At 56.1% G+C, this 21251-nt stretch carries 21 protein-coding genes; 7 read left to right on the top strand and 14 right to left on the bottom strand.

Annotated elements, in window-relative coordinates:
* Positions 1-115 precede the first annotated feature (115 nt).
* Genes NAC44_RS07255 through ribH form a run of 3 tightly spaced genes read right to left on the bottom strand, consistent with a single transcriptional unit; the run spans position 116 to position 2297 of the window.
* The gene (locus NAC44_RS07255; protein ID WP_250939609.1) at positions 116-1336 is read right to left on the bottom strand and encodes an MFS transporter; all 1221 of its coding nucleotides are present in this window, start codon (positions 1334-1336) and stop codon (positions 116-118) included.
* Positions 1337-1354: 18 nt separating this feature from the next.
* The gene (gene nusB, locus NAC44_RS07250) at positions 1355-1840 is read right to left on the bottom strand and encodes a transcription antitermination factor NusB (protein WP_250939608.1); all 486 of its coding nucleotides are present in this window, start codon (positions 1838-1840) and stop codon (positions 1355-1357) included.
* Between the two features lie 4 nt (positions 1841-1844).
* Complete coding sequence (ribH, locus tag NAC44_RS07245; RefSeq protein WP_420839904.1) at positions 1845-2297, bottom strand: 6,7-dimethyl-8-ribityllumazine synthase; 453 nt, start codon at positions 2295-2297, stop codon at positions 1845-1847.
* 627 nt (positions 2298-2924) lie between these two features.
* Here ribH and NAC44_RS07240 point away from each other — a divergent pair.
* Entirely contained in the window at positions 2925-3278 is a 354-nt protein-coding gene (locus NAC44_RS07240) for a hypothetical protein (RefSeq protein ID WP_250939605.1), read from the top strand.
* A gap of 186 nt (positions 3279-3464) precedes the next feature.
* Here the strand turns inward: NAC44_RS07240 and NAC44_RS07235 are convergent, their stop codons facing one another.
* Positions 3465-3806: a hypothetical protein gene (locus NAC44_RS07235; RefSeq protein ID WP_250939603.1), complete on the bottom strand. Its 342-nt coding sequence runs from the start codon at positions 3804-3806 to the stop codon at positions 3465-3467.
* Between the two features lie 92 nt (positions 3807-3898).
* Between NAC44_RS07235 and NAC44_RS07230 the strand changes: the two genes are divergently transcribed.
* Positions 3899-4495: a TetR/AcrR family transcriptional regulator gene (locus NAC44_RS07230; RefSeq protein ID WP_250939601.1), complete on the top strand. Its 597-nt coding sequence runs from the start codon at positions 3899-3901 to the stop codon at positions 4493-4495.
* Between the two features lie 100 nt (positions 4496-4595).
* Here NAC44_RS07230 and NAC44_RS07225 read toward each other — a convergent pair whose 3' ends face one another.
* From NAC44_RS07225 to NAC44_RS07190, 8 genes are all read right to left on the bottom strand, one after another.
* The gene (locus NAC44_RS07225) at positions 4596-5219 is read right to left on the bottom strand and encodes a riboflavin synthase (protein ID WP_250939920.1); all 624 of its coding nucleotides are present in this window, start codon (positions 5217-5219) and stop codon (positions 4596-4598) included.
* Positions 5216-6310: a bifunctional diaminohydroxyphosphoribosylaminopyrimidine deaminase/5-amino-6-(5-phosphoribosylamino)uracil reductase RibD gene (gene ribD / locus NAC44_RS07220; RefSeq protein ID WP_250939599.1), complete on the bottom strand. Its 1095-nt coding sequence runs from the start codon at positions 6308-6310 to the stop codon at positions 5216-5218. Before ribD ends, NAC44_RS07225 begins: the two co-directional genes overlap by 4 nt.
* A 4-nt stretch (positions 6311-6314) precedes the next feature.
* Entirely contained in the window at positions 6315-6791 is a 477-nt protein-coding gene (nrdR, locus tag NAC44_RS07215; protein ID WP_250939597.1) for a transcriptional regulator NrdR, read from the bottom strand.
* 12 nt (positions 6792-6803) lie between these two features.
* On the bottom strand, positions 6804-8093 hold the full coding sequence (glyA, locus tag NAC44_RS07210; RefSeq protein WP_250939595.1) for a serine hydroxymethyltransferase: 1290 nt from the start codon (positions 8091-8093) through the stop codon (positions 6804-6806).
* A 172-nt stretch (positions 8094-8265) separates the two neighbouring features.
* The gene (locus tag NAC44_RS07205; protein ID WP_250939594.1) at positions 8266-9594 is read right to left on the bottom strand and encodes a L,D-transpeptidase family protein; all 1329 of its coding nucleotides are present in this window, start codon (positions 9592-9594) and stop codon (positions 8266-8268) included.
* A gap of 271 nt (positions 9595-9865) precedes the next feature.
* A complete protein-coding gene (gene ldtR, locus NAC44_RS07200; protein ID WP_250939592.1) occupies positions 9866-10378 on the bottom strand; it encodes a transcriptional regulator LdtR in 513 nt (170 codons plus the stop codon).
* Between the two features lie 132 nt (positions 10379-10510).
* On the bottom strand, positions 10511-10987 hold the full coding sequence (locus NAC44_RS07195; RefSeq protein ID WP_338022074.1) for a DUF6163 family protein: 477 nt from the start codon (positions 10985-10987) through the stop codon (positions 10511-10513).
* On the bottom strand, positions 10980-11135 hold the full coding sequence (locus NAC44_RS07190; RefSeq protein ID WP_250939590.1) for a hypothetical protein: 156 nt from the start codon (positions 11133-11135) through the stop codon (positions 10980-10982). The genes NAC44_RS07195 and NAC44_RS07190 overlap by 8 nt, the downstream gene beginning before the upstream one ends.
* A 206-nt stretch (positions 11136-11341) precedes the next feature.
* Between NAC44_RS07190 and hemB the strand changes: the two genes are divergently transcribed.
* From hemB to NAC44_RS07175, 3 genes are all read left to right on the top strand, one after another.
* Positions 11342-12355, top strand: a complete 1014-nt coding sequence (gene hemB / locus NAC44_RS07185; protein WP_250939579.1) for a porphobilinogen synthase — start codon at positions 11342-11344, stop codon at positions 12353-12355.
* Between the two features lie 155 nt (positions 12356-12510).
* A complete protein-coding gene (locus NAC44_RS07180) occupies positions 12511-12984 on the top strand; it encodes an RDD family protein (protein ID WP_250939577.1) in 474 nt (157 codons plus the stop codon).
* A 92-nt stretch (positions 12985-13076) separates the two neighbouring features.
* A complete protein-coding gene (locus tag NAC44_RS07175) occupies positions 13077-13832 on the top strand; it encodes an arginyltransferase (RefSeq protein ID WP_250939575.1) in 756 nt (251 codons plus the stop codon).
* A gap of 62 nt (positions 13833-13894) precedes the next feature.
* Here NAC44_RS07175 and NAC44_RS07170 read toward each other — a convergent pair whose 3' ends face one another.
* Positions 13895-14941 carry a class I SAM-dependent methyltransferase gene (locus NAC44_RS07170; protein ID WP_420839897.1) on the bottom strand — a complete coding sequence of 349 codons (1047 nt, stop codon included), beginning with the start codon at positions 14939-14941 and terminating at the stop codon, positions 13895-13897.
* A gap of 311 nt (positions 14942-15252) precedes the next feature.
* Between NAC44_RS07170 and NAC44_RS07165 the strand changes: the two genes are divergently transcribed.
* Positions 15253-17289, top strand: a complete 2037-nt coding sequence (locus tag NAC44_RS07165; protein WP_250939570.1) for a putative bifunctional diguanylate cyclase/phosphodiesterase — start codon at positions 15253-15255, stop codon at positions 17287-17289.
* 133 nt (positions 17290-17422) lie between these two features.
* On the opposite strand, the gene parC is transcribed toward NAC44_RS07165, so the two are convergent.
* Positions 17423-19699, bottom strand: coding sequence for a DNA topoisomerase IV subunit A (gene parC / locus NAC44_RS07160; RefSeq protein WP_250939568.1), 2277 nt, complete (start codon positions 19697-19699; stop codon positions 17423-17425).
* 251 nt (positions 19700-19950) lie between these two features.
* On the opposite strand from parC, the gene NAC44_RS07155 reads away from it, so the two are divergent.
* Positions 19951-21201, top strand: coding sequence for a hypothetical protein (locus NAC44_RS07155; RefSeq protein ID WP_250939566.1), 1251 nt, complete (start codon positions 19951-19953; stop codon positions 21199-21201).
* The last annotated feature ends 50 nt before the right edge of the window (positions 21202-21251 follow it).

Here is a 21251-nt window from a genome sequence, read left to right as displayed (position 1 = left end):
TGCTCCTCAAGGCCAGAGTGGGCCTGATGGCGCAGAAGGTCAAGCGATGTTGACAATCAAGGGGATATGGCGTCGGCAAGGACAGATCATTCCTGAAGGAAAGGGCGCATTGCCCTTATCCAGCGGTCTGACGTCCGCGATAAAATTGCATAACCAGAAGACCAAGACAAACGATCGTCACCGGCCAGATCACAAAGGTGATCGCCGTCCAGCCTTGTGCGGCAAACACCTTGCCGGAAGAGAAAGAGGCAATCGCCACGCTGGAAAACAGCAGAATATCATGGAAGGCCTGCACCTTGTCAGCCTCTTCCGGTCTGTAGCTCGAAGCAACGATGGCGGTTGCACCGATAAAGCCGAAATTCCACCCAATGCCGAGCAGGACGAGTGCTGCCCAGAAATTCCAGAGTTCGATACCGGCATGGGCCGTGAGCGCACAGGCCATCAGCAGCAGGAGACCAGCGCCGACGATCCGCTCTGCTCCATAACGGGCAATCAGCTTGCCGGTGAAGAAGCTGGGGCCGAACATGGCGATCACATGCCACTGAATACCAAGGGTTGCCTGACCGGGAGTGAAGCCGCAGCCCACCACCATGGCCAGCGGCGCACCGGTCATGACGAAGGTCATCAGCGCGTAGGTGGAAATGCCGCAGATGAGGCCCGTCAGAAATCGCGGCGTCAGCACGATGTCTAAAAGCGGGCGGCCCGTCTCGCGTACCTCGCCCTTGACCTTCTGCGTAACCGGCAGATGCACAAAAGACAGAATGACGATGGCCAAAGCCATCAGCGGCAGCAGCGTAACAAAGGTTCCGGCGAAGGTGATCGGCGCCATGGCATCCTTCAGCCAGATGACCAGTTGCGGTCCAAGCACGGCGGAGACGATGCCGGCAGCCAGAATCCAGGAAATCGCCTCGGCCTTGAAGGCGGGCGGCGAAACATCGGCAGCGGCAAAACGGATTTTCTGGGTGAAGCCGCTGGAAAGGCCGATCATCAGCAGGCCAACCACAAACAGCCAGAAATTTTCGCGATAGAGCGACAACACCGCCACCAGACCACCAAGGGCGGCTGAACAGGCGCCCAGCATGAAGCTCAGCTTGCGTCCTGCCATGCGGGTGACGATAGCGATCAGCACGGCACCGAAGGACACGCCAAGATTATAACCGGTCACCGGCAGGGTCGCCAAAGCCTTGTCCGGGCCGAGCAACTGATAACCAGCCAGAGAACCGATGGAAATGGACATCGGCGCGACAGAGCCGAGAATGGCCTGCGCCGCCGCCAGCACCGCGACATTACGTTTTGCCGCACGCAGGTCCTGCGTCGCCTTTTCTGCCATTTCCATCGCGCCCCGCCCTTTTGTTTACGGCTTCGCCGTATCGCGCACCTTCTTGGCAATCCTGTCCAGCACGGCATTGACCAGCTTCGGTTCGTCTTCCGAGAAGAAAGCCTGGGCGATCTCGACATATTCGGTGACGATCACCGCCACCGGCACATCCTTGCGTTCCAGCAGCTCGAAGGTTCCGGCGCGCAAAATGGCGCGCACGGTGCTGTCCACTCGCGCCAGCGACCAGTCGTCCTGCAGCGCCTGTTTGATAACCGGATCGATTTTCGTCTGGTCGCGCACCACGCCGGAAACCAGCGAGCGAAACCAGGAGGCATCCGCCTTCAGATAGGTGTCGCCATCCAGTTCCTGCCCCAGTCGGTGAGCCTCATATTCGGCCACCACTTCCAGCACGCCACTGCCGGAAATTTCCATCTGGTAAAGTGCCTGCACGGCGGCGAGACGGGCCGCGCCACGCTGGTTTGCCGGTTTCACCGGCCGTTCGTTTCTGTTATCAGTCGTCATAGCCTCAGCCATCAAATTTCTGCTTCAGGGCAATCATCGTCAGTGCAGCGCGGGCGGCAAAACCACCTTTGTCCTTGTCGGAGCGGCGCACGCGCGCCCAGGCCTGTTCCTCGTTTTCCACCGTCATGATGCCATTGCCGATGGCCAGCGATTCCGAGACGGAGAGATCCATCAGGGCGCGGGCCGATTCATTGGCGACGATATCGAAGTGATAGGTCTCGCCACGAATGATCATGCCGAGGGCGACGTAACCGTCATAAAGAATACCACCGGCATCGGCGCCATCGAGCGCCATGGCGATGGCCGCCGGAATTTCCAGCGCGCCCGGAACGGTCACGATATCATAGGTCGCGCCCGCCTCATCGAGCGCCGCCTTGGCGCCGTCAAGCAAGGCGTCAGCCATATCGTCGTAAAAGCGGGCTTCAACGATCAAAAGATGCGGCGAAGATACGGACATGCTCATGGTCGGTCACCCCGGAAAACGAAACAGAGACGATGAATGAAAGCCCGGAGAAACCACGCCTGCCCCTGAATGGCAAGCGTTTTTCCTGTTCCGGACATGGAAATGCTGCGTGTTTTGAAGAATGAACGCTTGCCGCGTCATCCTGCGCGACCACACAGATAACTTTTTTGTGACATCCGCCCGCTCTTCGCAGATGCGAGACATGACACAGCGAAAATGCATCGCATTCGTCCCGGCGATCCTTCAAGTTCAGATCACGGCATTGTTTATCAATATGATTTTTGAACTTTTTCCTTGCATACAGACATCATTCCGTCCCCTGCAAAATCCGGCATTTTCATGACGCAATCTATGACGAATTTGTCATCAGTCAATCAACGCTCCTCCTCTGGAAAAAGCCGGAAATCGCGCTCACATCTTTGCTTGTGAGTGCTGCAAGGCAGCGAAAGCCTCTTCCTTATCAGAGGCTTCGCAGGAGGATCACCGGTCATGCGTCCTGAAAACAGCATGACGGTAAGACATCTCGGCAGTTCTCATAACAAACAGACTGCGCAGGATGCATTGCGAAAACCCATGGGCCTTTCTGGGGCAGTCTGCTGACATTGAACAAGGAGTAGACCGATGACATCAATCGGACAGTTGCTGAGTGCTTCAACCCTTGCCGCCGTTGCCTTTGGCGGTGCCGCCCCGGCAGACAGCGCCTCATCTGGCAGCGACCATGTTGAAACCGTGCGCAAGCCACTTTCGGACAAACGATTTGCCGTGACCCGTCTTAGCGCCCTTTCCTCGTCCGATCCGCTGCATGTGCAGCTTGCCCATGTCGATCCGCACAGCGCACAGGCGCGTCATCTGCAGGCCGCCGTCATCGCCAATCCGAAACTGCTGCACCATGTCGAGAAGCTTGGCGTCGATGTCACGACCATTGTCGCCATGGCGCAATCGGACGATGGGTTGATCACCGTCTTCACCGCCTGATATTGTCGAGGGATCACGATCTCCTTCAAAACTGTGTGCCTTTTAGGGCGCACAGTTTTGAAGGTGAAAGCGCAACCAGCCATGCCCTCGCTTCAGGATTGTGATATCTGCACAATCAATATCAAATCTATTTAACTTTATGGTTTTCGTGCTCAGAGATATGTCTTACTGATTGCATGAGACAGATCATTTCCCCCCAACAATACGCGCCTTCGTCTCCCACAAAGCCCTTACCTCATCCCAATCTGGCACTTGATCACTTTCAAAGCCCATGGTTTTGCCCGTCGCGATGGCTCCAAAACCCTTCATGGCTTTCAAATGGGCACCTGCGACAAGGTATCGGCGCATGGCGGCCTCATTGGTCCAGACAGTTCGCGTATGGTGAACGCCGTTGATGGTGCGGGCATCCACCGCCATCAGACCTTCCGCCTTCTTGGCCTGCGCCATGGCGGCAATAGCGTACCACCAAAAGCGCAGAGCGTGACGTTTGTGTTTCAGCTTGAGGCCAGTGATGGATATGTAGGGCATTTGCCTCTCCATGATTATCTTTACAGTGTCTAGATCTGTGGCTCAAATTTGAAGGCTGGTCAACGGCAATCTTGTCAGTGTAAAGATCGGGTATGAAGCAACCTTACCACCATGGCGCCTTGCGCACGGCCCTGCTGAATGCGGCAGAAGCGATTTTAGACCGAGACGGCATCAATGCCTTGACGTTGCGGGCAGCCGCACGCGAAGCCGGCGTGTCTCACGGCGCGCCCGCCCACCATTTTGGTGACGTGACCGGTTTGTTAACAGCGCTTGCAGCTCTGGGTTTTGAGCGTTTGCACGCCTATCTTGTGACGGAAACGTCCAATGCGGATCCGCTGCGCTTTGTAAAGCTTCTGGGCCACGCCTATGTCCGCTTCGCCCTTGCTCATAGAGGCATATTTCTTCTGATGTTTCGCTCAGAGCGGCTGGATTGGGCTGCACCGGACCTCAGTGAGGCCAGTGCGGCGGCTTTTTCACTGCTGACCAGCGATCAGCGTGTCGATGAACCGCATACAGCAGAGAACCTTCAGGCATTGATTGTTGCCAGCACACGCTGGTCGCTCATGCATGGGCTTGCCACGCTTTTGATAGATGGACCGCTTGTTGGCATCGCCTCTAAGTTTGAGGGCGCTGAGCTTGAAACGCTGATTGATCAGGTTTTAGAGCGCGGACTATCGGAACGGTTTTAAAGTTTGTCAGGGAAAACGGGAATAAAACCAATCTCCGCTTAGCCGATTGACTGCAATTGGCTTGAAGAAAAGCCCGGACGCCATCCGTCCGGGCTTCATGTCATGCAGGTTGAACCTGCGGAAACTCTGCCAGACGCGCAGCGTAACGCGCCATGGTATCCACCTCGAAATTGACGAAATCGCCCACCTTGCGCTCACCCCAGGTGGTGACCTCCAGCGTGTGGCGGATCAGGAGAATATCGAAATCGCAATGATTGACGGCATTCACCGTCAGCGATGTACCGTCGAGTGCCACCGACCCCTTGGGCGCGACGAAGCGGGCAAGATGCTCCGGTACGCGCAGGGTAAAGCGCATCGCATCCCCTTCAGCCTCGATCTTCAGGATCTCCGCCTTGCCATCGACATGGCCGGACACGATATGCCCGCCAAGCTCGTCGCCAATCTTCAGCGAGCGCTCAAGATTGATGCGGGTACCCTTCTGCCAGCTTCCAATGGTGGTCAGCCGCAGGGCTTCTTCCCAGGCCTCCACCTCAAACCAGCGGGCATTGCTGCCCTCTTCCGGCAGCCCCGTCACCGTCAGGCAGGTGCCCGAATGGGCAATCGATGCGCCCATGGCAATGGTCGCCGGATCGTAATGTGTCAGGATCCGCAGGCGGATTCCCTCTTTCAAGGGCGTGATCTGCTCCACTGTGCCAACATCCGTGACAATGCCTGTGAACATCAGAAATCCCTTTCATATTCCAGCAAAAGATCGGCTCCGAACACGGCCCGTCTGAACAGTGTGAATGCCGAAGGTATATTGTCCTTCGTCAGCGGCGATGCAAGGCCTTCCGGCCCGACAAGGCCTGCACCCTGATAAAGGTGGATGCGATCCACGAGATCCTGATCGAGAAAGGCCTTGGCCACAGCCGCACCGCCTTCGACCATCAGTGACGACAGACCATGTTCAGCAAGCCGGTTAAGGAGCGCTGCCAGGCTTTCCACCTGCCAGACCTCGACACCGACCGCCTGTAAGGCATGGCTGCGGCTTTGGCTGGCCTCGTCACACCGGAAAACCTCATCGCCGCAACAGGCGCAAATGGTTGGAGCCAGCGTCGTATCGGCAAGCTTTGACGGCACAGGCAATTCACAGCGTCGATCGAGCACAATCCTGAACGGCGACAGGTGATCCATTCCGGTCAGTCTGACGGTCAGTTCCGGGTTATCGGCTTTGGCGGTGCCGATACCGACCAGAATGGCGTCGGTCTCGGCCCGCAGCAGCTGCACCTGCGTGCGGGCGATGGGTCCGGTGATCGCCACCTGCCCTTCCCCTTGTCGGCCGATCATGCCATCGGCGGAAATCGCAAGTTTCAGAGTCACATGGGCGCGTTTTTCAACATGCCGGATGAGATAGGGCCTGAGATCCCGCATCGCCTGTTTTTGTAAGACACCGATCTCCACAACAATCCCGGCATCACGCAAGATGCCAATGCCACCGCCCGACACACGCGGATCGGGATCGACAACGGCAATCACCACACGCGCAACGCCGGCAGCAACCAGCGCATTGGCGCAAGGCGGGGTCCTGCCGTAATGGGCGCAAGGTTCAAGCGTCACATAGGCGGTCGCGCCGCGTGCCGCCTCACCCGCTTTTGCCAGCGCCTGGGTTTCGGCATGAGGCCGTCCGCCACGTGCAGTCACCGCCGCGCCGACAATAAGCCCGTCCCTGACGATAACGCAGCCGACGGAGGGATTGGTCGAGGTTTGCCCAAGATGCTGGCGGGCAATGCGGATCGCCGCGCCCATGAACCGCTCATCGTCACGCGGATCAATCATGGCTTTACTCGTTATCGTGGTCGCGGGAAATCTTGGCTGTGATTTCGGCAATCACCTGCTCGAAATCCTCGGCATGGGAGAAATCACGATAGACCGAGGCATAGCGGACGAAAGCGACGTCATCGAGACTTTTCAGGGCTTCCAGCACCTGAAGCCCGATCTGTTCGGAGGAGATTTCCGTCTCGCCCGAGCTTTCCAGCCGCCGAACAATGCCGGAGACGGCGCGCTCGATTCGCTCGCGGTCGACCGGGCGTTTTCTCAGCGCAATCTCAAAGGAGCGCACCAGTTTTTCCCGGTCGAAGTGCACCCTTCGGCCGGTCTTTTTCAACACGGTCAGTTCGCGCAACTGTACCCGCTCGAAGGTTGTGAACCGGCCACCACAATCAGGGCAGATCCGGCGGCGGCGGATGGCTGTATTGTCCTCCGCCGGGCGCGAATCCTTCACCTGTGTGTCAGCCGAACCACAAAAGGGGCAGCGCATGATCGTCTCTTTTTACAGATAGGGATACATCGGGAAGCGGCCGGTCAGCGCCACGACCTTGTCGCGCACGGCAGCCTCGACGGCAGCATTGCCCTCATCCGAATTGGCAACCTTCAGACCGTCGAGAACCTCGACGATCAGATTGCCGATTTCGGTAAATTCCGCTTCCTTGAAGCCGCGCGTCGTACCGGCGGGTGTGCCGAGACGCACACCAGAGGTGACGAAGGGCTTTTCCGGGTCGAAGGGAATACCGTTCTTGTTGCAGGTGATATAGGCGCGACCAAGGGCGGCTTCGGCGCGCTTACCCGTCGCATTCTTCTTGCGCAGGTCAACCAGCATCAGATGGTTGTCGGTGCCGCCGGAAACGATGTCGAGACCACTGGCCTTCAGCGTGTCGGCCAGCGTCTTGGCATTCTTGACGATCTGTGCGGCATAATCCTTGAATTCCGGCTGCAGCGCCTCGCCGAAAGCCACGGCCTTGGCAGCGATGACATGCATCAGCGGACCGCCCTGCAGGCCGGGGAAGACGGCGGAATTGAACTTCTTCGCCAGATCCTCGTCATTGGTGAGGATCATGCCGCCACGCGGGCCACGCAGTGACTTGTGAGTCGTCGTGGTGGCCACATGGCAATGCGGGAAGGGCGACGGATGCTGACCGCCAGCGACGAGGCCGGCAATATGGGCCATATCGACCATCAGATAAGCGCCGACCGAATCGGCAATCTCGCGAAAACGCTTCCAGTCCCAGATGCGGGAATAGGCCGTGCCACCGGCAATGATCAGCTTCGGCTTATACTGCTCTGCCTTTTTGGCAATGTCGTCCATGTCGAGCTGATGGTCGTCTTCGCGTACGCCGTAGGAGACGACATTAAACCACTTGCCGGACATGTTGACCGGCGAACCATGCGTCAAATGGCCTCCGGAATTAAGGTCGAGGCCCATAAAGGTATCGCCCGGCTGCAACAGCGCCAGGAAGACGGCCTGGTTCATCTGCGAACCGGAATTGGGCTGCACATTGGCGAAATTGACGCCGAAAAGTTTCTTGGCACGCTCGATGGCGAGTTCCTCGGCAATATCGACGAACTGGCAGCCGCCATAATAGCGCTTGCCCGGATAGCCCTCGGCATATTTGTTGGTCATGATCGAGCCCTGCGCCTCCAGAACGGCGCGCGAGACAATGTTTTCCGAGGCGATCAGCTCGATTTCATGACGTTGGCGACCGAGTTCCTTTTCGATCGCGCCAAAAATTTCCGGATCGGAGTCAGCAAGCGGACGGGAAAAGAAAGCATCGGTATTGGCCATGATCGCAGTCTCCTGAAAGCGTTGATGCCGTGGCGTATTACCTTTCCTGACGGCCAAGAGCAAGACAAGGGAACGACATTTACCGCTCTCGTTACGCAGCCGGCGAACGGCGCACAAACAAAAAGCCGCACAGCGTGCGGCTTTCAACATTATCGACGATCCAATCTGCCGATTACTGCTTCGGCAGGTTATCGTCTTCGATGGCGCCGGGGTTCTGCTCGACCCCGATATTGGATTGCAGCGCCAGCTGCTGATCGCCATCACGGTTATAGATGTCATCGCGGAACTGAACGATACCATCCTTGGCCGACCAGGCGGTGATATAGACGAAATAGACCGGTACTTCCTCGGTGAGCTTGACCGGTGTGTTCACGCGGCTGGCGATGACGCGCTCGATCTGCTGACGATTCCAGCCGGGCGTTTCCTTCAGCAGCCAGACATCGAGATCGCGAATGCTCTGCACCCGCACGCAACCGGAGGAATCAAAGCGTATGATCTTGTTGAACAGGCTCTGCTCGGGCGTGTCATGCATGTAGACCGAATAGGGATTATGGAAGTTCACCTTGGACGAGGCCATGGCGTTGATCTTGCCGGGATCCTGGCGGAACATCAGGTTCGGCGCCTTCGGGGCATTCCAGTCCACCGTATCCGGCGAGACTTCATTGCCCTTGGCGTCGAAGAGACGGATATTGTTGCGCGTCAGATAGGTCGGATCCTTCTGCATCAGCGGCATGATATCCTTCTGGATGATCGAGCGCGGTGCTGTCCAGTAGGGATTGAGGATGACCTCGAAAATCTTGGAATTGAGCACTGGGGTCGGGCGGCTTTCGCGCCCGACGATTGCCGTGCTGCGCAGCGCCACGCGGCCATCTTCAACCGCCTCGATATAGGCCGCCGGAATATTGACCTCGACATAACGACGACCCAGATCTCCCGACATGGCCTGAAGACGAACAAGATTGATGTTCAACTGGTTAAGGCGGATATCAGCGGGAACATTCATCGCCTTCAGCGTATATTCGCCGAGCGTACCATCGGTCGGCAGGCCGTGGCGGGCCTGGAAGCGGCGCAGGGCACCATCGACATAGGTATCGAAGGCGCTGGACATGCCGGCACCGCGCTGGAGATCGCCGGAAATCATCAGACGCTGGCGCAAGACCTGCACGCTGGGATCGGACACACCCAGCACGAGCTTGACGGTGGGATTGACCTGCGGCCAGCCGCCATTGGCGACGATCTGCTGATAGCTGGCGATCGCCTGCTGCATATACGGCATATTGCTGGCGCTCAGCATCGGCGTATTGGTCAACACATCAGCCATGGCGCGCGAGGTCTGTGCGTCGAACTGGTCATCCCAGTTGCCGCGATCACGGTCCTGAATGAGCTGTTGAACGGCGGATTGGGCAAAGGCGCTGTTGGCAAGCGTTGCCGCACCGGCAAACGCTGCCCCCCGAAGCAAGGCACGACGGGAAACGGGCAACATTCTCAACTTCTCCACCATGTGTTCTTCCTAAGCTCGGCGAGCGGATCACAACACGATCTGGCCGCCATTTCACCGCCTGTGAACGCAACAGACATATATCTTGTTCCACGCCGGTCTCTTCTCATGCGCTCCCATAGCAATATGGCTAAAGCTTGTCAGCAGGGTTGCAAACACAAACAGGAGTGTTGCAAACAGGCAACAAATTTTCGTAAACAGTGCAAACGGCCTTCTCAAGCCCGCGCCGGGAGGCACATGCCTCCCGCACGAGGATGCAACTGAAGGCTCTGCCTTACATGCGATAGGCGATCGTGTCGTTCCAGAAACGGTCGAGGCGCTGCAGCAGCCTGTTCATCTGGTTGAACTCATCCGGGCCGATGCCGCCGACCTTTTCGATCGAGGCAATATGACGCTCGTAAAGACGGGCAACGGTTTCGGCGATGTCCTGGCCTTCCTGCGTCAGCGAAATGCGGACCGAGCGACGGTCAACCCGCGAGCGTGCATGATTGATGAAGCCGAGGTCGACGAGCTTCTTGACGTTGTAAGACACGTTCGAGCCGAGGTAATAACCGCGGGACCGGAGTTCACCTGCCGTCAGTTCGGCATTGCCGATGTTGAAGAGCAGCAGGGCCTGAACGGCATTGACGTCATTACGACCCTGACGGTCGAACTCGTCCTTGATCACGTCGAGCAGACGGCGGTGCAAACGCTCCACCAGATGCAGCGAGTCAAGGTAAAGGGTGCGAACGCTCTGATCCTCGGCGTCCTGGGGTGCGGCTTGCGGCTTGATCTTGGTGTTGGTCATCTCTGAATGCCTCACTGTTTTGTTTGGCGGCTTTGTTCTTTTCACCCGCCTTGTGAGGGACAATATCGAATGCAGATAAAATTCTATTTAAAACGCAAGCTTAACAGAGGCTTACCAAGCAGGGACCCTGTATCAGAGTAAATCATTTCTTAGCGCAGCACTTGCCTTGCTATGCCGCTGCTGCATGAGAACAAGCTGAAAAGCCAGATAAACCAGTGCCACCAGAGCATGGAAAACGAGCAACAACGGCTCGCTTCCGAAGATCCGCGACCATATCCCATACATGGTGCACTGGATCAAAGCAGCGATCAGCCAGACCACCGCTCCCCAGGACGCCGCCATCCACAGCCCGACGGCCGCCACAGGAAAGATAACGGACAGAGACGACGCTGCCAGACGCCAGGGCACCGACAAAAGATCGAAGCGCCCAAGGCCATTGCCGGAATAGCCGATCAGCAGGCTCCAGAACTGCAGGCCCATGACAAGACAGGCCGTCGCGACGATCCTGAGGAAAATCACGAAGAGAAGACCTGTCAGGCTTTGCCGTGAAGCGTGAACGCTGTCATCCATCATTGCGTGAGAATAGCTGTATCCTCGCGTCTTAGCCATGGATGAATCCCGGTAAAAAGCGGCTTTCCTCCGCTTTCCGAAAGGAACTGACGACGTTTTGGCCAAGGCCAGTATCGCACGCTCGTGTACGGAACGGTGCATTTGCTGCCAAAACGGCTTCAATCGGATGTTTCTTGGCCGCATTCATCCACCTCTCCTTCTATTACGAATGGAAATGGGGCCGGGCATGGCTGACGGAAAGGGCCGGATCGGATTTATCCTTGCACATCGGCCTCTTCGTGCATCCCTCTCTTCAGACATTTCCGCTTGGTGCATCATGCCGCAGTGGGCAAATCTGCACCGGCGTGATAAGCGCAGGGTTCAGGAACCGGAAAGCACCGGAGGATGATGACCATGACAGACAAGACCCACCTCGTCGATGATATTACCGGCCACCGCCGGATGCGCCGCAACCGCAAGGCCGACTGGACAAGACGGCTGGTGCAGGAAAGCCGCCTGACGGTGGATGATCTGATCTGGCCGATTTTTCTGGTGCCGGGAACCGGCATTTCAGAACCGATACCTGCCATGCCGGGCGTCAGCCGCCTGAGCGTCGACCGGGCTGTGGAGGCCGTGAAGGAAGCTGCCGATCTTGGCATTCCAGCCATTGCCACCTTCCCGAATATCGAGATGGACCTGCGTGACCAGACGGGTTCCAATATTCTCGACGCCAACAATCTGCTGAACCGGGCCACGGCAGCTATCAAGGCCGCTGTGCCCAATATCGGCGTCATCACCGATGTTGCGCTCGACCCGTTCACCAGCCATGGACATGACGGGATTTTGCGCGGCGATGAGATTGTCAATGACGAAACCGTCGAGCAGGTGGTCAAGGCGGCGGTGATGCAGGCCGATTCCGGTTCCGATATCATTGCGCCGTCGGAGATGATGGATGGTCGCATTGGCGCCATCCGCCGCGGTCTCGATGCGGCAGGCCACCAGTCCGTCGGCATCATGTCCTATGCGACGAAATTTTCCTCCGGCTATTACGGTCCCTATCGTGAGGCGATCTCCACAGCCGGCCTGCTGAAAGGCGACAAGAACAGCTACTATATCAGCCCCGCCAACGGCACCGAAGCCGTGCGCGATGCCGCTCTTGATGTCGAGGAAGGCGCGGACATGCTGATGGTCAAGCCGGGCCTGCCCTATCTCGATATCTGCTGGCGGATCAAGGAAGCCTTCAGCCTGCCGGTTTTCGCCTATCAGGTCTCTGGTGAATATTCGCAGATCAAGGCAGCAGGCATGCAGGGCTTTATCGACGAGGAGCGGGTGATGATGGAAACGCTTCTCTGCTTCAAGCGGGCCGGCTGTGACGGCATCCTCACCTATTTTGCTGTGGAAGTCGCGCGCAAACTGGCAAGACAGTGAGATTTGAATTCCGCTTCAAGCCATCCCATATCTCTGGAAGAGCGTGAAAACATCAAGCCTTCATCCACAATGGCATGTTTTCAACTGAATGAACCCATGTCGTTCTCGCAAAACCGTTCACAGTTTGCGTGGACCATGCTGCCGGAGAAACGCGCATGAGCTTTGACCCGAATATCACCATCACCGTACCGCGGGACTGGCGCGCCTATAGCGGCGTGCTCTCCCGGCGCGTCTTTGCCTTCATCATAGATTACCTGCTGATCGGTCTTCTGTGGGTTCCTGCCGCCATTGCGGTATTTTTTCTCGGTGTCATCACCCTCGGCCTGGGTTGGATGCTGTATCCGATCCTGTTTTTCATCGTCGCTGGCCTTTATTTCGGCCTGTCGCTTGCAGGCCTTGGTCAGGCGACGCCGGGCATGCGGGCCATGGGCATTGCGCTGATTCGCCTTGATGGTGCAAAGATCGATTTCGTTACAGCCGTCGCTCATGTCGCGCTCTTCTGGATCCTCAATTCGGTGCTGACACCTTTCATCCTGCTGGCGGGGCTGTTCATCGAACGCTCAAGGCTGGTGCATGACCTGTTGCTTGGCACCGCCGTCATGCGCACGGATCCCGGATTTATTGGATGATTCAGTTTCAACTGTTCAAATCAGTTGACCTTTGCGAAACTTGCGTCATCCTGATACTTTAAGAAGTCGAAATAAAGGGTGCATTTCGGCGCATGAACACACAGGCTACGACCTCTCCGCAATTCTACCTGACAGCGCCCGCGCCCTGCCCCTATCTGCCCGGAGAAATGGAACGAAAAGTCTTCACCCATCTGGTCGGCGCGCGCGCCACGGAGATGAACGACCTTCTGACACAGGGCGGGTTTCGCCGTTCGCAGAATATCGCTTACCGCCCCGCCTGCGAACAATGCCGTGCCTGTGTGTCCGTACGGATCATTGCTGGCGAATTCACCGCCAATCGCACCATGCGCAAGGTGATGTCGGCCAATCGCGATATCGTCAGCGCTGTCTATCCCGCCCAGCCCTCGGCAGAACAATTTTCACTGTTCCGAAGCTATCTCGACCATCGCCATCAGCAGGGCGGCATGTCGGATATGTCGGCGCTGGATTTTGCCATCATGGTGGAAGACAGCCATGTGAAGACGCGGGTGATTGAATACCGCCTTCGCCCACAAGCCGATCAGGAGGGCCCCGGCGAACTCGTCGCCGTGGCGCTTACCGATATTCTGAGCGACGGTCTGTCCATGGTCTATTCCTTCTTCAACCCGGCACTGACGAAACGCTCGCTCGGCACGTTCATGGTTTTGGACCACATCCGCCGCACCCGCGAAATGGGCTTGCCGCATGTGTATCTGGGCTATTGGGTCAATGGATCGCGCAAGATGGGCTACAAGGTGCGCTTTCTACCGCAGGAACATCTGCTCAATCAGGGCTGGACACGCTATCAGCCGGATAGTGTAAAGGAATAGCCGAGCAGCTTGAACCGCGGCACCTCATACCGCCGGGCCCCCCACCCCGGCGATCGAGATCATCAATCCTTCCGGCGAATAAAGCCGTATACAATGTTGCGGTTTTCACCGAATCGCACCTGGCAATCCACATCCATATCCTTGCAGCTTTCATGGATGATACGCCACATATCCGCTTCCGAACGCATCAGCAAAGCCCAGTTCATATAGGTTTCCATATAGGCTGCATTGCTGTTTTCCTCCGTAAAATTGGCGAAGAGGAAAACACCGTTCGGCTTCAGCATCGACAGGCATTTGCGCGTCAGCTTTATCGCTACCTTGTCGTTCAGATAATCGTACAATCCCGAGGCATAGACGAAATTGAACTCTCCGAGATCATGCTGATTGGTGAGCAGGCTACGCACCGAGCCATCGACCGGATCAACACAAGTTCCAGCAAATTCCCGCCGCATGGCCCCCACACTCAACGGATCCTGATCAAGGGCAATCCATCGTTTGATCTGAGCGTTCTGTAGAGCAGATGAGCGATTTGCCTCCCGTAAATGGCCAGCGGCAATGGTCAGAATTTCGAGCTCGCCTCCATAAGAAGACGCCATCTCATCAATGTGACGCGTCAACAAATCGCGTCTTTCGCGAACGGCTACCGATGATGAAACCTCCATGGCATATCCATGGAGGCATTGGCCAAGCTCACTAGCTGCCACAATATGATTATTCATGCTTTCATGTCTGTATATAAAATCAATAAGCTGCGCATCGCCAGAATATCCTCTTGGCTTCATAACAGACCATTTTGTAAATGGATCATTCTGAAAATACTGTGCTGAAGAATTATTTTGTATAAAGGGAATTAGTTCAGACCACACAACTGGCGTAAATTTTTTGCGCATCTCACACAAACGCTCAACTGTGAATGACATAATAGTACTCGGATGATTTTCGTTGGATATCATTTTCTCAATCAAGTTAAGAGTGATAGCCAATTCGGCCTCGGCCAAAGCGCGATCATCGCTCCTTTTCTCAGTGTTTTTCGCGACAAATATTTCAGCCGCAATAGAATTCGGCGTAATGAGACTTTCACCATCAAACATCGGATTTATATTTTTCATTAGATTCACCTTTAACAATTGGGAGGAATGTTAACGATTTGATAACTATAAAATCTGAAAATTGATTTGGCGATTGCCAGTCTGGGCTTTGTTTAAATAGGGTTAACGTTCACGACATATGATAACCTAAAACTCGATGATGTCGTGAGTTACCACATCAGGGTTAAGCCAAGGGGCGGCTCTATCCTCTTAGGACGTCAATAAATTTAGAATATTATGATGATCAGAGAGTAAGAGGACGCGACGGGTGATGGCCGGAATGTTAAAAACACTGTTTATGCCCGTGGACACGTTTTGGTCCGGATATCATGATGGAGCGCTATTTTCGCGACATCGATCCACCGATATTGTTGCCATTCCCTGAACCGAAGCGAGCAATTGACATCGTGAACCTTTATCGCGACGAAAGCCGAACACAACGCATCATAACTGCGCGTTACGGATTATGGGCTGCCATATTCGTATATATATTATTTTCAATTACTGATTTTATTCTCATTCCAGACGTAGCATGGGCCGAAACTGTAACACGATTCGCTGTCGGGATTGTTATTTTTGGCTTTCTAGAAATACAAATTTCATTGAAAGCTAATCATAAATTTATCGATATAACCTGCGCATTTTCTTTGATTGCCGGATATGCCGCATGGTTACACTTTGCTACACAAAGCCATCAATTAGAAAACCTGAGATATTATATGGTTTTCGGGACAATATTCATGATGGGAGCAAATTTATTTTTCGGATTGGATCTATTACTATCAATTGCAACATCCTCAGCAGTCCTTATCCTGTTTTTTTGGACAATTTTTCACCAGGACATTGGCAACACCGCATATAACATCGCCTTTGGCGCCTTTTACATCTCCTGTTTCGTCTTCACCAGCTACATCAATTTTCGCCTGAACCGGGAACGTCATCACGTTTTTTTGAACGCAACAGAGGCCAGAAAGCAGCATCGCGAAGCGGTGGAGCGTGGCAAGGCTCTGCTGAGACTATCCAATACCGACTATCTCACCGGGCTTGAAAACCGGCGCGCCATCGATCAGCGGCTGCGCGATTTCTGGGGTGAGTGGCAAAATTCCGGCAAAGATTTTGCCACGCTGCTCGTCGATGTGGATTTTTTCAAAAATTACAATGATTTTTACGGCCATCAAGCCGGTGATCATTGCCTTGTGCTTGTCGCCAATGCACTGAAGGAGGCAATGCTTCCCTTTGGCGGGCTGATCGGGCGCTATGGCGGCGAGGAATTCATTGCCCTTGTACAGACCGAAAATGCAGACAAGGTCGAAGAGATCGGCGAGACCTTACGCCGAACCGTGCAATCGCTTGCGATCTCACATGAGCCGCGCAAGGATGGACTGCATGTCGTTACGGTCAGCGTAGGTGCATCCTTCACCCATCTGCAATGCTGCGAAAAAATGGAGCGGCTCGTCACCGATGCCGACAGGGCTCTTTATTCCGCCAAGGCCAACGGTCGCAATTGCGTGCGTATTTACGACCCGGCTGATCCCCATACCGGAGACAGCAACGAACACATCGCAGCCCTTTTGCGCACTGCGGTGCAAAAGGGCCTCGTTTCCGTCGTCTACCAGCCGATCATCAATCTCAAGACAGGCCATGTCGATGCTGTCGAGACTTTGATGCGGATGAACCTTCTGGATGGCTCTCCGGTGCCGCCCAGCGTCTTCATTCCCATTGCCGAACGCACCGGTTCGATTCACGATCTGGGCCTGTGGACCATCAGACAGGCCTGCAAGGATATTCTGGCCCCGAGACTGTCTCCGATCGTCAGCGTCAATGTCTCCCCCATGCAGCTCAAAACCAAGGGCTTTGCCCAGACCGTCGCTGCCATCCTTGAGGAATATGACGTCAAGGGTCATCAGCTTGCGCTCGAAATCACCGAGGGCATCGATATGGCTGGACAATCCGATATTATTCTGTGCCTGAAAGATCTGGGCGCAATGGGCATTAATATCTGGCTCGATGACTTCGGCACAGGTTTTGCCGGTCTGTCATGGTTGCGCCTTTTCAACTTCGGCACCGTCAAGATAGACCGGTCCTTCCTTCAGGATTGCGACAGCCAGCAGGGCCGAATCATGCTGAAGGATATCGTCTCGCTGATCCGCAATCGCGGTCACAAGATTCTCGTCGAAGGGATAGAAACCCAGGATCAACTCCTGCTTCTACAGACCATGCGCATCGATCAGGGACAGGGCTATCATCTCGGACGCCCCGTTGCGTTGCCGGTCCTGCAGGACCTGCTTCGCGCAGACAAGAGTGCTGATATCGCCTTCCTGCCGCAGGATACAACGCCCAAAATCGTCAGAAAAGCCGCGACGGATTAGGATCAAAACCCACTCAGTATGGGTTTTGATTTTACAGCGCCATGCGCCAAATATGGCACACAAAGGTCGCAGTAACACTTTAAAGCCCGACAGTATGTCGCGTTTCATCGTCCGCATTGAAACGCGACATGCTTCAGGCCGTGAACTTCCCGGTCCGTGGAAAACCTTTGGGAAGCGGCCTGCCGGCGGCGGCGCGATCTCCGATCCATTCCAGCAGCTCATCCCTGCTGCGGGTGAAGCTGCGACCGGCGCTGTCCGTCCAGCTCAGTCCGTCAGCCATGGCGAAACATTTGATGTCGCTGACGCCGCCATCATTATAGCGTTGCAGCCGCACACCCTTGCCGCGGGCCATTTCCGGGATCTGGACGATGGGGAAAACCAGCATCTTGCGATTTTCGCCGATGATGGCGACATGATCACCGACAACAGGCGCAACCAGCCGGGTTTCGTCCGGCATGGCAACATTCATCACCTGCTTGCCCTTGCGGGTATTGGCGATCATATCGGTTTCGGCGACAACGAAGCCATTGCCCGATGTCGAGACGATCAAGCGCTTGCGCTCCGGGTCGTGAACGAAGGCCGTCAGCACATCCTGATCATTGTCCATATCGACCATGATACGGATCGGCTCACCATGCCCTCGCCCGCCCGGCAGCTTGTCGCCACCAAGCGTAAAGACCTTGCCGCCGGTGGTCACGAGCAGGATCTTGTCGGTTGTCTGGGCCGCAAAAGCCACTTTCAGCCCATCGCCCTCCTTGAAGGTCAGGCTGGAGGTGTCGGCAATATGTCCCTTCAGAGCGCGGATCCAGCCCTTTTCCGAGACGACGACGGTGATCGGTTCTTTCTCGATCATCGCCTGCTGGATGGCTTCGAGATCGGCCTCAGGCGCATCAGAGAACTGGGTGCGGCGGCGGCCAAGCTCGGTCGCCTTCGCATATTTCTTCTTCACCTCGCCGATTTCGGCGGCAACGGTCTGCCATTGCTGCTCGGTGGAGGCGAGCAGAGCCTCGATCTCGGCCTTTTCCTTGGAAAGCGCCTCATGTTCCTTGCGGATTTCAAATTCCTCAAGTTTGCGCAGATTGCGCAGCCGCATATTTAGGATGGCCTCGGCCTGATTGTCGGTTAGCGTGAAGGCGTTGATCAAAGCCGGTTTCGGCTCGTCCTCCTCGCGAATGATGCGGATCACCTCATCGAGATTGAGATAGGCGATCAGCAAGCCGCCAAGAATTTCCAGCCGACGGTCGATGGCAGCAAGACGGAAACTGGAGCGGCGGACAAGCACGTCCTTGCGGTGTTCCAGCCATTCGGTCAGCACCTCGTGCAGCCCCATGACCTTCGGCACTTTGCCCTGGCTCAACACGTTCATGTTGAGCGGAATGCGGCTTTCCAGTTCGGTCAGCTTGAACAGCGATTCCATCAGCAGCGTCGCATCGACGGTGCGGTTTTTCGGCACAAGAACGATGCGGACATCCTCTGCCGATTCGTCACGGACATCTTCGAGAAGCGGCAGCCTGCGAGCGATCAAAAGCTCGGCGATCTTCTCGATCAGCCGCGATTTCTGCACCTGGAATGGAATTTCGGTGACGACGATCTGATAGCCGCCGCGGCCGAGATCCTCCGTCTCCCATTTCGACCGCACACGAAACCCGCCGCGGCCAGTGCGATAGGTCTCGATCATGCTTTCGCGACGATCAACGATAATGCCGCCAGTCGGAAAATCCGGGCCTTCGATGCCGCCGCGCTCCGGGCGGGCGGGATCGAACATCAGTTCTTCCACCGGCGCGCCGGGATTCTTGATCAGATAAAGCGCTGCATCGCACAGTTCATGGGCATTGTGCGGCGGGATCGAGGTGGCCATGCCGACGGCAATGCCGGAGGCGCCATTGGCAAGAAGATTGGGAAAGGCGCCGGGCAACACGACCGGCTCGTCATCTTCCTCGTTATAGGTCGGGCGGAAATCCACCGCATCCTGATCGATGCCCTCCAGCAGCAGCGCCGCCACCTCGGTCATCCGCGCTTCGGTATAACGATAGGCAGCCGCGGAATCGCCATCGATATTGCCGAAATTGCCCTGCCCGTCGACAACGGGATAGCGCTGGGAGAAATCCTGCGCCAGCCGCACCAGTGCGTCATAGACCGACTGGTCGCCATGCGGATGGAATTTACCGATAACGTCACCGACGATACGGGCGCATTTCTTGAAGGCGGAATTGGGCCTGATGCCCATCTCGCTCATCGCATGGATGATACGGCGATGCACCGGTTTCAGACCATCGCGGACATCAGGAAGCGCCCGATGCATGATGGTGGACAGTGCATAGGCCAGATAGCGCTCTTCCAGCGCGGATTTCAGATCGACCGGCGTGACGCCGTCGCCGCCATCACCGGGCGGCAAGAGATTGTTTCCCATAAGCCCCAGTCCTAAACGAGAAGCCCCCACACGGCAAGAAACCGGCAAGACCCTTCTGTGGATTGTCATATGTGTGCAGTGAAAGGCCGATAGCGGCATCCAGCCGCAAATTTCAGAGGAGGATGGCAAATCCGCTTTGCGACCTCGACTTAACATCTGTAAAACATAATGCAAATGCCCGGTGACAAAACGCCGGAACCAGAACAGTATGCCACCGGGTCAGGCTGGCAATTTCCATGGGAAGGACATCCATGACGCTTTTCATCTCCGCCCGACGCCTGATGGCTGCGACGGCCGTGTTCATTCTGCCCGTTTCGGCCCATGCGCTCGATGGAAAAGATCTGCTGGCCAAGATCAACGCCGCCTATGGCGCTGACAATGTGGCTCTGTCGGTCGCATCCATCGATGTGAAGGGCGACGATATGACCTTTCACGCGGCACGTATCACACCTCTGAAACCCGCCCCGGAACCGGCACAGCCCGCGCCCGGCCAGCCTGCGCCTCCGCCCCCTGCCCCGCAAGCGACCAGCCTGTCGCTTGGCGACATCGAGCTGAAGGGCGTGACCGCCAATGATGACGGCTCCTACGATATTGACAGGGTCGAGTTTCAGCCGCTCGACATGCAGACACAGAAGGACAGCATCAAGGCCAGCGACCTCTATCTGGAAGGCGTGACCATTCCCGGCAAAACCAGCGGCAAGGACCTCTCTTCGCTGATGATCTGCGAGAAGGCTCATAGCGGCCCGGTGACGGTGACGGAAAACGGCAAGGTGGTGTTTGCCATCGCCTCCGCCGACAGCAACACGTCGATCGAGGACGATGGTGCAAGTCTCGATTTCGATGCCGCCGTCAAGGGGTTGAAACTGGATATGACCACGGTGCCAGATCCAAAACAGCGCGATATGCTGGAAAAGCTCAATCTTGTCCATCTCGATGGCGACATGACCATGCAGGGCAATTGGGAGCTGCAATCAGGCACGCTGGATCTCGACAGTCTCGATTTTGATTTTGCCAATGTCGGCAAACTGTCGGTCGCCTTCAGCTTCTCCGGCTATACGCTTGATCTCATGCGGCAATTGCAGGAAACGGCCAGGACCATGCAGGTGACCGCCGCCGACAAACAGGCCAATCAGGCGGCAAGCCTTGCCATGTTCGGCCTTCTCCAACAATTGTCATTTGAAGATGCCGATATCCGCTTTGAAGATCACGGCCTGACGAACCGGGCGCTTGCCTATAGCGCCAGCGAGCGCAATATCGCGCCCAAGGACATGGCACAGATTGTCAAGGCCATGGTGCCGCTGATGCTGGCACAGGCCAAGCTGGGTGATCTGCAAAACAGCGTCTCAGCCGCCGTCAACACCTTCATCGACAATCCGAAAAGCCTCGAGATTGCCGCAGAGCCGGAAAATCCCGTTCCGCTGCCGCTGATCATCGGTGCGGCCATGGGCGCACCGAGCAGCCTGCCGAAAGTGCTGGGCGTGAAGGTCACGGCCAATCAGTAAAACCGGTTTCATCCCGACATAACGACAAAACCAAAAAACCGTCTGCATCC

It is taken from the genome of Allorhizobium sonneratiae (assembly GCF_023700755.1).
GTDB classification, from domain to species: domain Bacteria; phylum Pseudomonadota; class Alphaproteobacteria; order Rhizobiales; family Rhizobiaceae; genus Allorhizobium; species Allorhizobium sonneratiae.
This window is presented reverse-complemented; position numbering and strand designations above follow the sequence as displayed.

Excerpts from the sequence above, each read along its gene's own strand:
- NAC44_RS07255 (WP_250939609.1), bottom strand. The coding sequence starts at position 1,336 with ATGGAAATGGCAGAAAAGGCGACGCAGGACCTGCGTGCGGCAAAACGT.
- nusB (WP_250939608.1), bottom strand. The coding sequence starts at position 1,840 with ATGACGACTGATAACAGAAACGAACGGCCGGTGAAACCGGCAAACCAG.
- ribH (WP_420839904.1), bottom strand. The coding sequence starts at position 2,297 with ATGTCCGTATCTTCGCCGCATCTTTTGATCGTTGAAGCCCGCTTTTAC.
- NAC44_RS07240 (WP_250939605.1), top strand. The coding sequence starts at position 2,925 with ATGACATCAATCGGACAGTTGCTGAGTGCTTCAACCCTTGCCGCCGTT.
- NAC44_RS07235 (WP_250939603.1), bottom strand. The coding sequence starts at position 3,806 with ATGCCCTACATATCCATCACTGGCCTCAAGCTGAAACACAAACGTCAC.
- NAC44_RS07230 (WP_250939601.1), top strand. The coding sequence starts at position 3,899 with ATGAAGCAACCTTACCACCATGGCGCCTTGCGCACGGCCCTGCTGAAT.
- ribD (WP_250939599.1), bottom strand. The coding sequence starts at position 6,310 with ATGATTGATCCGCGTGACGATGAGCGGTTCATGGGCGCGGCGATCCGC.
- nrdR (WP_250939597.1), bottom strand. The coding sequence starts at position 6,791 with ATGCGCTGCCCCTTTTGTGGTTCGGCTGACACACAGGTGAAGGATTCG.
- glyA (WP_250939595.1), bottom strand. The coding sequence starts at position 8,093 with ATGGCCAATACCGATGCTTTCTTTTCCCGTCCGCTTGCTGACTCCGAT.
- NAC44_RS07205 (WP_250939594.1), bottom strand. The coding sequence starts at position 9,594 with ATGGTGGAGAAGTTGAGAATGTTGCCCGTTTCCCGTCGTGCCTTGCTT.
- ldtR (WP_250939592.1), bottom strand. The coding sequence starts at position 10,378 with ATGACCAACACCAAGATCAAGCCGCAAGCCGCACCCCAGGACGCCGAG.
- NAC44_RS07195 (WP_338022074.1), bottom strand. The coding sequence starts at position 10,987 with ATGGCTAAGACGCGAGGATACAGCTATTCTCACGCAATGATGGATGAC.
- NAC44_RS07190 (WP_250939590.1), bottom strand. The coding sequence starts at position 11,135 with ATGAATGCGGCCAAGAAACATCCGATTGAAGCCGTTTTGGCAGCAAAT.
- hemB (WP_250939579.1), top strand. The coding sequence starts at position 11,342 with ATGACAGACAAGACCCACCTCGTCGATGATATTACCGGCCACCGCCGG.
- NAC44_RS07180 (WP_250939577.1), top strand. The coding sequence starts at position 12,511 with ATGAGCTTTGACCCGAATATCACCATCACCGTACCGCGGGACTGGCGC.
- NAC44_RS07175 (WP_250939575.1), top strand. The coding sequence starts at position 13,077 with ATGAACACACAGGCTACGACCTCTCCGCAATTCTACCTGACAGCGCCC.
- NAC44_RS07170 (WP_420839897.1), bottom strand. The coding sequence starts at position 14,941 with ATGAAAAATATAAATCCGATGTTTGATGGTGAAAGTCTCATTACGCCG.
- NAC44_RS07165 (WP_250939570.1), top strand. The coding sequence starts at position 15,253 with ATGGAGCGCTATTTTCGCGACATCGATCCACCGATATTGTTGCCATTC.
- parC (WP_250939568.1), bottom strand. The coding sequence starts at position 19,699 with ATGGGAAACAATCTCTTGCCGCCCGGTGATGGCGGCGACGGCGTCACG.
- NAC44_RS07155 (WP_250939566.1), top strand. The coding sequence starts at position 19,951 with ATGACGCTTTTCATCTCCGCCCGACGCCTGATGGCTGCGACGGCCGTG.